This is a genomic window from Vibrio mimicus CAIM 602 (assembly GCF_000338875.1).
GTDB lineage: Bacteria > Pseudomonadota > Gammaproteobacteria > Enterobacterales > Vibrionaceae > Vibrio > Vibrio mimicus.
This window is the reverse complement of record NZ_AOMO01000029.1, coordinates 100327-113022: the sequence shown is the minus strand read 5'-3', so window position 1 is coordinate 113022 and position 12696 is coordinate 100327. Positions and strand designations below refer to the sequence as shown.

13 protein-coding genes and 1 pseudogene are annotated in these 12696 nt (G+C 47.3%); 5 read left to right on the top strand and 9 right to left on the bottom strand.

Annotated elements, in window-relative coordinates:
* Positions 1–22 precede the first annotated feature (22 nt).
* From cysE to epmA, 5 genes are all read right to left on the bottom strand, one after another.
* Complete coding sequence (cysE, locus tag D908_RS10235; RefSeq protein WP_000806521.1) at positions 23–844, bottom strand: serine O-acetyltransferase; 822 nt, start codon at positions 842–844, stop codon at positions 23–25.
* A gap of 73 nt (positions 845–917) precedes the next feature.
* Positions 918–1952 (bottom strand): NAD(P)H-dependent glycerol-3-phosphate dehydrogenase, encoded by a 1035-nt coding sequence (gene gpsA / locus D908_RS10240; protein ID WP_005524349.1) that lies wholly within the window; start codon positions 1950–1952, stop codon positions 918–920.
* A gap of 180 nt (positions 1953–2132) precedes the next feature.
* Positions 2133–2603, bottom strand: coding sequence for a protein-export chaperone SecB (gene secB, locus D908_RS10245; protein ID WP_000796510.1), 471 nt, complete (start codon positions 2601–2603; stop codon positions 2133–2135).
* Between the two features lie 166 nt (positions 2604–2769).
* A complete protein-coding gene (locus D908_RS10250; protein ID WP_005524342.1) occupies positions 2770–3204 on the bottom strand; it encodes a rhodanese-like domain-containing protein in 435 nt (144 codons plus the stop codon).
* Positions 3205–3333: 129 nt separating this feature from the next.
* Entirely contained in the window at positions 3334–4308 is a 975-nt protein-coding gene (epmA, locus tag D908_RS10255) for an elongation factor P--(R)-beta-lysine ligase (protein WP_005524340.1), read from the bottom strand.
* Between the two features lie 304 nt (positions 4309–4612).
* On the opposite strand from epmA, the gene frdA reads away from it, so the two are divergent.
* The 4 genes from frdA to frdD are packed head-to-tail and all read left to right on the top strand — an operon-like array spanning position 4613 to position 7938.
* Positions 4613–6421 carry a fumarate reductase (quinol) flavoprotein subunit gene (gene frdA, locus D908_RS10260; protein WP_005524337.1) on the top strand — a complete coding sequence of 603 codons (1809 nt, stop codon included), beginning with the start codon at positions 4613–4615 and terminating at the stop codon, positions 6419–6421.
* Complete coding sequence (locus D908_RS10265) at positions 6421–7179, top strand: succinate dehydrogenase/fumarate reductase iron-sulfur subunit (RefSeq protein WP_005524335.1); 759 nt, start codon at positions 6421–6423, stop codon at positions 7177–7179. The genes frdA and D908_RS10265 overlap by 1 nt, the downstream gene beginning before the upstream one ends.
* A gap of 2 nt (positions 7180–7181) precedes the next feature.
* Entirely contained in the window at positions 7182–7565 is a 384-nt protein-coding gene (frdC, locus tag D908_RS10270; RefSeq protein WP_000071095.1) for a fumarate reductase subunit FrdC, read from the top strand.
* 10 nt (positions 7566–7575) lie between these two features.
* Positions 7576–7938 carry a fumarate reductase subunit FrdD gene (frdD, locus tag D908_RS10275; RefSeq protein ID WP_005524333.1) on the top strand — a complete coding sequence of 121 codons (363 nt, stop codon included), beginning with the start codon at positions 7576–7578 and terminating at the stop codon, positions 7936–7938.
* A gap of 122 nt (positions 7939–8060) precedes the next feature.
* Here the strand turns inward: frdD and efp are convergent, their stop codons facing one another.
* Positions 8061–8627 carry an elongation factor P gene (gene efp / locus D908_RS10280; protein WP_000246892.1) on the bottom strand — a complete coding sequence of 189 codons (567 nt, stop codon included), beginning with the start codon at positions 8625–8627 and terminating at the stop codon, positions 8061–8063.
* A 32-nt stretch (positions 8628–8659) separates the two neighbouring features.
* On the opposite strand from efp, the gene epmB reads away from it, so the two are divergent.
* Positions 8660–9682 carry an EF-P beta-lysylation protein EpmB gene (gene epmB / locus D908_RS10285; RefSeq protein WP_001120186.1) on the top strand — a complete coding sequence of 341 codons (1023 nt, stop codon included), beginning with the start codon at positions 8660–8662 and terminating at the stop codon, positions 9680–9682.
* Between the two features lie 39 nt (positions 9683–9721).
* Here epmB and D908_RS10290 read toward each other — a convergent pair whose 3' ends face one another.
* From D908_RS10290 to ltrA, 3 genes and pseudogenes are all read right to left on the bottom strand, one after another.
* The gene (locus D908_RS10290; protein WP_000742820.1) at positions 9722–10282 is read right to left on the bottom strand and encodes a VC2662 family protein; all 561 of its coding nucleotides are present in this window, start codon (positions 10280–10282) and stop codon (positions 9722–9724) included.
* Between the two features lie 315 nt (positions 10283–10597).
* On the bottom strand, positions 10598–10750 hold the full coding sequence (locus tag D908_RS20445) for a YegP family protein (RefSeq protein WP_005524330.1): 153 nt from the start codon (positions 10748–10750) through the stop codon (positions 10598–10600).
* A gap of 115 nt (positions 10751–10865) precedes the next feature.
* A pseudogene (gene ltrA, locus D908_RS0119335) lies at positions 10866–12512 on the bottom strand (group II intron reverse transcriptase/maturase).
* Positions 12513–12696 lie beyond the last annotated feature (184 nt).

The following is a 12696-nucleotide window of genomic DNA, read 5'->3' as shown; positions in this document are numbered from 1 at the left end:
AAGCAAGGCAAGAAAATCTGATTTAAATTCCGTCACCACCAATAAAGGTTTGAGATCTGCCGTTAAATTGCTGATCCATATCCAGTGACGGTTTATCAGACTGTGGACGACCAACAATCCGTGCTGGAACTCCAGCAACAGTGGTATGCGGTGGTACCGCTTGCAACACCACAGAGCCAGAGCCAATTTTTGCCCCTTCCCCAACTTCGATGTTGCCTAAAATCTTAGCACCAGCTCCAATCATTACCCCTTCACGAATTTTCGGGTGACGATCGCCGCACTCTTTACCCGTACCGCCGAGAGTAACGTCTTGTAAGATCGAAACATCATCTTCAACCACAGCCGTTTCACCAATCACAATGCCTGTCGCGTGATCGAGCATAATGCCACGACCAATTCGTGCCGCAGGGTGAATGTCGACCTGACAAGCCACAGAAATTTGATTCTGAAAATAGGTGGCGAGTGCCTTACGCCCTTGTCGCCATAACCAGTTGGCAACCCGATAACCTTGCAGAGCGTGATAACCTTTCAGGTACAACAGCGGCATGGAATACATAGAAACCGCCGGATCTCGGTTGACCGTAGCACAGATATCGCAAGCCGCAGCTTCAGTGATATTAGGGTCAGCTTCAAACGCCTCTTCTATCACTTCTCGGACGGCCATAGCGGGCATGGAAGCGGTATTCAAGCGATTGGCCAAAATATAACTTAGTGCCGAGCTTAAACTCTCATGCTTGATAATCGTGGCATGGTAAAAACTGGCGAGCATAGGTTCTTGTTCAGACTGCTCGCGAGCTTCGGCGACAATGGTTTGCCAAACCTTGGTGTGTGCGCACTGTTTCATTACTTACTCAGTCCCAATCAGGATAGGGTGACAAGCACCCTATCGATTCAATTCCATCTCTTGCGCGGCGTATTTAACGCTCCATCTTCTTATCTCGAGCCAGCAGATCCTGAGCAGCGAGTCGCGCATCTTTTCCTTGATACAATACTTGATAAATTTGTTCAACTATTGGCATCTCAACGCCCATGCGTTTAGCGAGCATCCACACCTCTTTGGTGTTGCGATAGCCTTCAACCACTTGGCCGATATCCACTTGTGCCGTATCGACATCTTTACCTTGGCCCAACGCCAAGCCAAAACGGCGGTTACGCGATTGGTTGTCGGTACACGTCAGTACCAGATCACCCAGTCCCGCCATACCCATAAAGGTTTCTGGTTGTGCACCTAATGCAGCACCTAAACGGCACATTTCAGCCAAGCCACGAGTGATAAGAGCCGTACGCGCATTCGCCCCAAAGCCAATACCATCTGACATCCCAGCACCAATCGCAATCACGTTTTTCACGGCACCGCCAAGCTGCATACCGATAAAATCACTGTTGGCGTACACGCGGAACGTTTTACTGCAGTGGATTTTTTCTTGCAGGTCACGCACAAACTGCGCATCAGGTGAGGCAACAGAAATCGCGGTTGGCATCCCCATAGCTAACTCTTTCGCAAACGTTGGCCCTGAAAGCACCGCAAGTGGATAGTTATCACCGAGCACATCATGCGCGACGTCTTGTAATAAACGCCCCGTTTCAGGTTCCAAACCTTTGGTTGCCCAGCAGATGCGGCTATCAGCACGCAAATGCGGTTGTAAGCTTTTCAGCACAATACCAAACACATGGCTAGGCACGACCACCAGCAGATCACGACACGCTTGTACCGCTTTTTGTAGATCGGTTTCGACAATCAAGGTTTCGGGAAAAGCAATCCCCGGTAGGAACTCATGGTTAGCACGATCCGCTTCAAGGCGAGCCATATGCTCAGCTTCGTGCCCCCACAGGACAATGTTAGCTCCGTTACGAGCTAGTGAGATAGCCAGTGAAGTGCCATAAGATCCCGCACCAATCACCGTCATTTCAACAGGTTTTCCGTAACCAGTATGGTTATGTGTATCGCTCATTGTTCCGCCTATCAATAACGAAGTTGTGCTCTATTCTATACCCAAAGCATAGGCAATGGCAGTTGGCTGCTCATTCGCCTTCACAAAGCTTCTTCGCAAAATACTGAGGGTGATAAACAAAAAATGCACATCGCGGTTGCGCTGTGCATTTTACTGTAGCTTGAAACTCAATCGCGCGAATTAAGCGTTCGCTGGAGTTGCTGCGCCTTCTTGAGCTTGCTGTTGCAGATAGTTCATGAACAGTGCGTCAAAGTTTACAGGAGCTAGGTTCAGTTGTGGGAAAGTACCTTTTACCACTAGGCTTGAAATAGTTTCACGTGCGTATGGGAACAGGATGTTCGGGCAGAAAGCACCCAAGCAATGTGCCAATTGGCCAGCTTCCATCTGCTCTGCACTGAAAATACCTGCTTGTTGTACTTCACACAGGAATGCGGTTTCTTCTGCGTTTTTCACAGTAACAGTAAGACGCAGAACCACTTCGTAAACACCTTCACCCAGTTCACGGCTTTGAGTATCAAGATCCAGTTTCACATCTGGATTCCACTCTTTTTGGAACATAACTGGTGAGCTTGGCGCTTCAAAAGAAACATCTTTCAGGTAGATACGTTGGATAGCAAACTGTTGTTGCGGGGCTTGTGCTGCTTCAGCCATGGTTTCATCCTTAATTCAGGTAATTCGGTTCAAAGGTCAATATGTCCTGAGACTAACTGAGAGTATGTGGAATCACTAGGTGGGCAAGCCATTACGTGGGTGACATCACAACTCTAACCGTCAAGCGCTGACATTTTCACCAGCGCCGACTGTGTACCCAAAGTGCTTAGCGTTTACCGCGTACTAAAGGCAGGTTAGCTTCATTCCAAGCAATCAAGCCATTTTTAAGAAGATTGACCTTCTCAAATCCAGCTTTGGTCAGTAGATCAGCACTTTCACGTGCGGTTTGACCTGTTTTGCATACCACAATAATGGGGCTCGATTTATGGCTTTCAAGCCCAGCCAAGTTTCCAGCCTTAATGTCTGACGGCAAAATGTGAATTGCGTCGGTAATGTGTCCCTGTTTGAACTCATCTTTGCTGCGGATATCCACTACGATTCCGTTTTCACGGTTAATCAGATGTGTCGCTTGGGTCGCGGTCACTTCTTGGTAAGTGGCGGTGGCAGATTTATAAATGCTGGCGATTAACGCCACCAAAATACCGATCCAAGCCAGTGAAAGGATCATATTTTGCTGGAAAAACTCAATGTACTCTTGCATATCCTGTGCTCTTGCAATGGGGATTCAAATCAGACAAGGAGTATAACGAGGTTGGCTGCATGACGCGAGCGCTTACCTCGTTAAAACTGGGTCTGAAAAGGGTGAATATGTTGCAAACTGAGAAACTGATCAGGCTCGTGGAAACGGAAATGCGGTGACCTTATCAATATGATCTTCGCCCAGTGCCAACATGATCAGACGATCGATTCCCAGTGCTACCCCTGCACACTCTGGCAAACCTGCTTCCAACGCTGCGATCAAATGATAATCGATCGGCTGTTCAGCTAGCCCCATTTCTAAACGTTTGGCGTTATCAGCTTTAAAACGAGCAAGCTGTTCTGCAGGGTTATCCAACTCATGGAAGCCGTTGGCCAGTTCTATCCCTTTGAAATAGACTTCAAAACGGTCGGCTACCCGTGGGTCTGCAGGATTAATTTTGGCCAATGCCGCTTGCGAAGCCGGAAAATCATAAACAAAAGCAGGCACGGATTGGCCAATTTTTGGCTCAATACCAATGCTAAACAGCAGTTGCAATAAAGTGTCACGATCCTCTTCAGGCTCTGCGATATCACTTAAACCTAGCGTCGCGGCAACTTGCTTTAACTCACTCATCTCACCTTTTAATGGACAAACACCGAGCACATTAAGGAAGGCTTCTTGGTAAGTCATTCGCTCTGCACTGCCACAGCGCAGTACCAGTTGTAGCAAAGCGTCCATCTCATCCATCAAAGCATGGTGATCAAAGCCAATGCGGTACCATTCCAACATGGTGAACTCAGGATTGTGGTAGCGACCATTTTCTTCGTTACGAAAGGCTTTACCAAGCTGATAAATACAACCACTGCCTGCCGCTAACAAACGCTTCATATGAAATTCAGGGCTAGTCATTAGGTGCAGTGAACTGCCCTTGGCATAACCCGGCCCAACGAATTCCGTTTTAAAGGTATGTAAGTGGATATCCGTCACCGTTGCGTGACTCATGGCTGGGGTTTCCACTTCCAGCACATCACGTTCGGCAAAGAATTCTCGGATCTGGCGCAGTAAGGTAGCGCGTTGTTTTAATTGGCTTATTGATGCGGTAGGCATCCAGTCGGAACTAGTCATGATGTCGCTCAACAATTAACAGAGATAACGAATTGTACTCGTTCAGAATAAAAATCCAAACCCAATTGTGACACCAGTCACATATAGGGCAAATAGTATGCTTAAGTTTGCAATACCGAAGCAAAAACCCAACAGAATCAATTTTTCCACTTCCAAGCTCTTCTACACTACCGCTACCACTTAATGGGTGGGTGGATGCAGAAGAAAACCATGATCCCATGCGTTTGAATCACATCTAACGATTCCAGGAACCGGGCTTAAACCCAGTCCACACATAAAAAAATAATCACACTGGAGGATAACTGTGCAAATTATCACCACAGATATCGCAGTCATCGGCGCTGGCGGCGCTGGTCTTCGTACTGCTATTGCAGCGGCAGAAGCAAACCCTCATTTAGAAGTTGCTCTGATTTCTAAAGTTTATCCAATGCGTTCTCATACCGTCGCAGCCGAGGGTGGCTCCGCAGCAGTTATCAAGGATGAAGATAGTCTAGATAACCACTTCAACGATACCGTTGGCGGTGGTGACTGGCTATGTGAACAGGATGTTGTTGAATACTTTGTTGCCAATGCAACCCGTGAAATGATCCAGATGGAACAATGGGGTTGTCCTTGGAGCCGTAAAGAGAATGGTGAAGTCAACGTACGTCGCTTCGGCGGTATGAAAGTTGAGCGCACATGGTTCGCAGCCGACAAAACTGGCTTCCACATGCTGCACACCCTGTTCCAGACTTCAATGAAGTACCCACAAATCAAGCGATTGGATGAGTACTTTGTGGTGGATTTGCTGGTTGATGAAGGTGAAATCCAAGGTTTGATCGCGATTCATATGTCGGAAGGCGAACTGGTCACAATCAAAGCCAAATCGGTTGTCCTAGCCACTGGCGGCGCAGGTCGCGTTTACCACTGCAACACCAACGGCGGTATTGTGACTGGTGATGGTATGGCGATGGCTTTCCGTCACGGCGTTCCTCTACGTGATATGGAATTCGTTCAGTACCACCCAACTGGTCTGCCTGGTACCGGCATTCTGATGACCGAAGGTTGTCGTGGTGAAGGCGGTATTATCGTCAACAAAAATGGCTACCGTTACCTGCAAGACTACGGCATGGGCCCTGAAACGCCAGTGGGCCAGCCGAAGAACAAATACATGGAACTGGGTCCACGTGACAAAGTTTCCCAAGCTTTCTGGCATGAGCAGCAAAAAGGCAACACCATCAAACACCCACTGGGCGATGTGGTGCACCTAGACCTACGTCATTTAGGTGAAGAATACCTGCAAGAGCGCCTGCCATTTATCTGTGAACTGGCGAAAGCGTACGTGAACGTTGACCCAGCGAAAGAGCCAATTCCAATTCGCCCAACCGTACACTACACCATGGGTGGTATCGAAACGAATGGCGAATGTGAAACGCGCATTAAAGGTCTGTTCGCCGTCGGTGAATGTGCGTCTGTCGGTCTGCATGGTGCGAACCGTTTAGGTTCTAACTCACTGGCTGAATTCGTGGTATTTGGCCGCGTAGCGGGTGAAAAAGCGGTTGAGCGCGCAGCACAGTTCAAAGGCTGGAACGAAACAGCAATCGCTGCACAAGTGAAAGCGGTTGAAGATCGTATCGCAGCACTGATGCAACAAGAAGGTGATGAAAACTGGGCAACCATCCGTACTGAAATGGGTCACACCATGGAAGCAGGTTGTGGTATCTACCGTCAGGAAGATCTGATGCAAGACACCATCAACAAACTGGCTGAGTTGAAAGAGCGTTACAAGCGCATCAGCATCAAAGACAAAGGCAAGGTGTTCAACACTGACCTGCTATACGCGATTGAAGTCGGTTACGGTCTGGATGTGGCAGAAGCCATGGTTCACTCCGCTATCCTGCGTAAAGAATCTCGTGGTGCGCATCAACGTCTTGATGACGGTTGCACAGAGCGTGATGACGTGGAATTCCTCAAGCACTCTCTGGCGTTCTTCCAAGAAGGTCAATCACCGAAGATCGATTACAGCCCAGTGAAAATCACTAAGTCGCAGCCAAAAGCGCGTCTATACGGTGAAGCAGCAGAAAAAGCTGCGGCAGCTGAAGCGGCCGGAAAAAGCGTAGAGGAGCAAAACTAATGTCAGCACAACGTATTCAAAAAGTGGACATTCTGCGCTACGACCCAGCCAAAGATGCAGAGCCACACATGCAACGCTTCGAAGTGCCGTTTGATGAAACCATGTCGGTACTGGATGCAATTGGCTATGTGAAAGATCACTTAGACAAAGATCTTTCTTACCGCTGGTCATGCCGTATGGCGATCTGTGGATCGTGCGGCATCATGGTCAATGGTGTGCCAAAACTGGCATGTAAGAGCTTCTTACGTGATTACCCAGAAGGCGTAAAAATCGAACCGCTGGCGAACTTCCCAATCGAAAAAGACTTGATCGTAGACATGACGCCATTCATTGAGCGTCTGGAAGCGATCAAGCCATACATCATCGGTAACGATCGTAAGCCAGAAGACGGTACTAACCTACAAACTCCAGAGCAAATGGCACGCTACAAGCAATTTGCTGGCTGTATCAACTGTGGTTTGTGTTATGCCGCGTGTCCGCAGTTCGGGCTAAACCCTGAGTTTATCGGCCCTGCTGCTTTGACTCTGGCGCATCGCTACAACCTCGACAGCCGTGACAACGGTAAAGCCGAGCGTATGAAACTGATCAACGGTGAAAACGGCGCTTGGGGCTGTACCTTCGTTGGTTACTGCTCTGAAGTGTGTCCAAAACACGTTGACCCAGCGGCAGCCGTGAACCAAGGCAAAGTGGAGTCATCATTAGACTTCGTGATCGCGATGTTGAACCCTGACGGTTCACCGAAGAAAGTGGAGGCCTAAGGATGAGTAACCGTAAACCTTATGTTCGTGAAATGAAACGTACTTGGTGGAAAGATCATCCTTTCTACCGTTTCTACATGGTGCGTGAAGCAACGGTTCTGCCATTGATCCTGTTTACCTTGTTCCTAACCGTTGGCTTAGGTTCTCTGGTGAAAGGCCCTGAAGCATGGCAAACCTGGTTGGATTTTATGGCAAACCCACTCGTCGTTGCGATCAACATCGTGGCACTGGCTGGTAGCTTGTTCCATGCACAAACCTTCTTCAGCATGATGCCGCAAGTAGTGCCAATTCGCTTGGGTGGCAAACCCGTTGATAAAAAGATCATCGTGCTAGCACAGTGGGCGGCCGTGGCCTTTATCTCACTGATTGTTCTTATTGTGGTGTAAGGAGCTTATTGTGATTAATACCAACCCAAAACGTTCAGACGAACCAGTATGGTGGAGCCTGTTTGGTGCTGGTGGCACTTGGTTTGCCATGATCACCCCAATTACCATTCTGGTACTGGGCATTCTTGCGCCACTCGGTGTGATTGATGCCGAAGCACTAAGCTATGAGCGTGTAGCCAGCTTTGCAACTAGCATCATTGGTGCATTGTTCATCATCGGCACTTTAGCCCTACCAATGTGGCATGCCATGCACCGTGTTCATCACGGTATGCATGACCTGAAATTCCACACGGGTGTGGCAGGAAAAATCGCTTGCTACGGCTTTGCGACTATCATCTCAGCACTGGCTATCGTGTTTATCTTCATGATCTAACATGAAGCATCAAAAAAGCTGGCTTACAGGCCAGCTTTTTTATTGGTGTGCTCAAGCAACAAGAGCAAAACACGCATAAAAAAACCAACCGCAAGGTTGGTTTTTTCTTGTCGCCGAAGTGATTACTTCACACGGCCAACGTATTCTGCTGAGCGAGTGTCCACTTTGATCACTTCGCCGATCTGTACAAATAGAGGTACGCGAACTACCGCACCAGTAGACAGAGTTGCTGGTTTACCGCCAGTACCTTGAGTGTCACCTTTAACGCCTGGATCAGTTTCAGTCACTTCTAGCTCAACGAAGTTTGGTGGAGTTACCGCGATTGGGTTACCATTCCACAGTGTCAGCATACAAGTGTTGTTTTCTACCAACCATTTCGCATTCTCACCGACCGCTTTTGCATCTGCAGCAAGCTGTTCGAATGTGCTGTTGTTCATGAAGTGGTAGAATTCGCCATCGTTGTACAGGTAATCCAGATCGATATCGATAACATCAGCAACTTCCGCTGTGTCACCCGATTTAAAAGTTTTTTCCAGAACTTTACCAGTAAGCAGCTTACGGATTCTCACGCGGTTGAATGCCTGACCTTTACCTGGTTTTACATACTCGTTTTCGAGAATGACACAAGGCTCGTTATCAAGCATAATTTTGAGACCGCCTTTAAATTCATTCGTGCTAACAGTAGCCATTTTGTCCTCTTACTATCTTCGAGTTAAAATCAATGCCGCACATCATAACCCGAAAAGTCGTTTCTGTTGAGCAAAACTGGCTGCAACAGCTGGCAAACGCGATCTCGGATCCTGCTCAATTATTACAGCAACTCGAGATCGATCCATCGCCATGGCAAGACGGATTTGAAGCGCGCAAACTGTTTGCGCAGCGGGTGCCGCAAAGTTTTGTCGATCGCATGCAAAAAGGCAATCCTTACGATCCACTTTTACGTCAAGTTTTGCCATTGGGCGCAGAATTTGAGGTACATCCCGGCTATTCCAATGATCCTCTGGATGAGCAAAACAACGCAATTCCAGGCTTGCTACACAAGTACCAAAATCGTTGCTTGCTGATCGTGAAAGGCGGCTGCGCAATCAACTGCCGCTACTGTTTCCGTCGTCATTTCCCTTATGAAGATAACAAAGGCAGTAAAGCAATTTGGCAGCAAAGTCTTGATTACATCGCGCAGAATCCGCAACTCAATGAAGTGATCTTCTCGGGCGGTGATCCTTTGATGGCGAAGGATCATGAACTCGCTTGGTTGATTGAACGCATCGCTACGATCCCGCACATCAAACGACTGCGTATTCACTCACGATTACCTGTCGTGATCCCTGCGCGTATCACGGATGAATTGGTTGAGCTATTCGCACAAACTCGCTTGCAAGTCTTGCTGGTTACGCACATCAATCACGCCAATGAAATCAATCTGGAGCTCAAACAGCAAATGGCACGCTTACGCGCAGTTAACGTGACTCTGCTTAACCAAGGTGTGCTGCTTAAAGGCGTAAATAACTCCGTTGAAGAACAAGTTGCACTCAGTGAAACTTTATTTGATGCGGGAATTTTACCTTATTACCTGCATGTGCTGGATAAGGTGCAGGGTGCGGCGCATTTTTACGTGAGTGATGCTGAAGCACGGCAGCTTATGGCAGGCTTAATTGAGCGGGTTTCCGGTTATCTGGTACCGAAATTGACTCGAGAAATCGGAGGTAAACCCAGCAAAACTCCGCTCGATTTACACCTTGAGTGAAAAAAAAAAGCGTTGCCTTGGCAACGCTTTTTTAAATCATTACTTAGCAAAGTTAATGATTGGGAAACACTTAAAGAAACCGTTGTCAGCACAGTTGATCAAACCAATCTGTACGCCTTCAATTTTTGCAGTTTTGTTGAACAGGCCAAACTGAACAGTAGAAGTGTTCGAGAAGTTAGCCGCACCTAGGTCAACCAAGGTGTTACCTTCTGAATAGTTCACAAAACTCAAGTTAGCGCCTTTAACGTCGTTAGTCAGGTTAACCAGACCTAAGTTTGCACCGTAAGTGCTACCTGTGTTCCAGTTCAGCAGACCCAATGATGCACCAGTCATCTCTTGGTTAACTTTGCTCGCACCGAAGAATAGACCAAAGTTCACACCTGTAGTTTTGTTGGTTTCAGATAAACCAAGAATCGAGAAATCGACCCCTTTCACTTCATCAACTTTACCGTGCAATGCAGACAAACGCAGACCCGCTACTTGGTTAGCATCTGGCGTGTTGAAATTGTCGATAGAAGAAAACATGACTGGTGTTGAAGCCAGTGCTGCTGGAGCAGCCATCGCTGCAGTTAGAGCCATCAAAGCAAACGGCTTTTTCATAAAAATAACCTCCAATCAGGATGGGTAAGGGGAAAAACTAAGCAACATTATCCATATCTCTCTCGAGAATTTGTGAATATTGTGTCAGTTTTCCGCTTGAATGAGTTACTTAGGCAAGATAGAAGATGATCTCAAGCCTTGCCAGATTAAACATAAAAAAACCGGAGACTTAGCTCCGGTTTTTCAACATTAGGGGATGATGTCGGGTAGCAGTGACGCATTACTGCGCCACCGCCCCCTAAGAACCGTACGTGCGAGTTTCCCCACATACGGCTCAAGCTTTTATAAGCTTAAACTGAGTTTAAGCCAGCAACATTATCCTGTGTAACCATTACGTCTTGCATTTTCCACACAATCAGCTTTGTTTACATAGCCCTGACTAGAGGCACCAACAATACGTCCATTTGATGCAGTTCGGCGCCAACGCCATTCGTTTGAATTGTCTTTATAGAATTCCCATTTATCCATTTCTGTTACCCTGAATAATTATTAAAACAAGTGGATAAAATAGTTTCATACCCACCAGTTTCTTATACGGAATTCATATGCAACATTCAACTTTGTGACCCGCAAAATCCACATGTTACGTATGTATTTTCCTATGACAGTTTATATGCAACATCATCAAGTTCGAGCTTATGTCCGTGCCGCCATCCACTCTTCTGACGATATGGTGAATATCCCATTCATCTTCTGAGTGAAACTGCTGATGACACACCGCACATTTGTAGTCTTGTCTCTCGACAATCTTCCATAGTTTCCAGTTACCCGACAAAGATTTCTTCAACCTTTGCATCTTCAGACGCTCAAAGTATTGTTCGTTCTCAGGTAGGTAACAGTTAGCTGTTGCCCGAATTTTCACATGTTTGTCGATTTTCACTCTCGCTGCACTCAGCAAGCGGTAGTGGCCATCTTCCCCTTTCGGTTTCGGTGCGCTGAATACCCAGTTTCTATCACCCACTGTTTTAAAGTATTTCTCTTTAATCCAGCGCTTACGGCGATTCAAATGGATTCGGCGGCACCACTGCCACAACATTTTCCAGATCCGGTAATCAATATACTTGAATGTCTCACTCGCACATACCCAGCGGTGGTAGTTACACCATCCTCTGATCATCGGATTCAACTTCGCTATCACCGCTGAAGCTGGCACCGTTTTATGGCTGTTGAGATAATCTCGTACACCGCGCAGAAAATTCTTCACGTTTTTCTTTGACGGCTTAATCAACATTTTGCCGTCGTATTTACGCAAATTTTGCCCGAGAAAATCGAACCAGTCGTCTATGTGCGTAATCAGCGTTTTTTCTGCTGACAATTGCAGTCCACGTTCTGCCATAAAGGCTTCAACGATCGGTAAAACCTCATATTCCAGTAACTCTTTCGAGATCCCAGTAATGATAAAGTCATCTGCATAACGTACATAATTGACCTTAGTTTTGTAACTGGCTTTCGTGTTTTTCATCCCGAAGCGAGATTCGAGCACCGTTTCCAGTCCATCTAAGGCCATATTGGCAAGTACGGGTTAGATAATCCCACCTTGTGGTGTACCCGCATCCGTCAAGTTGAACTTCCCAGATTCCATGAATCCGGCTTTCAGCCATTTCTTGAGTATCGCCTTATCCATGGGGATATTGCCGATAAGCCAGTCATGGCTGATAAAGTCAAAACACCCTTTGATATCGCCCTCCAGCACCCAACTCGCACTAGCCTTGCGGCTGAGATTCACGAAGCATTGTTCGATGGCATCAGCACAAGAGCGATTCGGGCGAAAGCCATAGCTGTTTCTATCCGCCGTGGTTTCCGATATGGGTTCAAGAGCTAACAGGTATAGTGCCTGCATTGCTCTATCACGCATGGTTGGTATTCCCAGCGGCCTACGCTTGCCATTAGCTTTAGGAATATAGACTCGCCTCAGCGGACTTGGCTTGTAGCCTTTACGCATCAGTTGGTTTATGGCTCCCCATTTCAAAGCAGGAGTGTTCCAGATTTCTCCATCAACACCCGGTGTGTTTTTCCCTCTGTTTTCAGTGACGCGCCGAATGGCTATCACCTTGGCAGCAAACGAACGAGTTAACATGCGTTGCAGTCTTTTGACCTGTCGCCAGTCAGACTTTTTCGTTGCCTTTGCGATCCGTACCTGTAGCCCTCTCACCGTGCGATACATTAGTGACCAGTCGATGCTGTGCCACTGCTGTGTCTGGTGGGAGGATGCAGATACGTCAATTTGCATTGAAGTATGCACCTTGCTTTCCTCCATTAACGATAAGTTAAACAAGCAACACAAGGCGCATCTGTGCCCCATAGGGCAGAGATTTACCCTATGAGGCTTGAACTTGTTGCTGACAGTACCCGAGATCCTCAAATAGGAAAGGTAACGCCCACAATTGGACTCTGACAGTTTCAACTACCGTAAA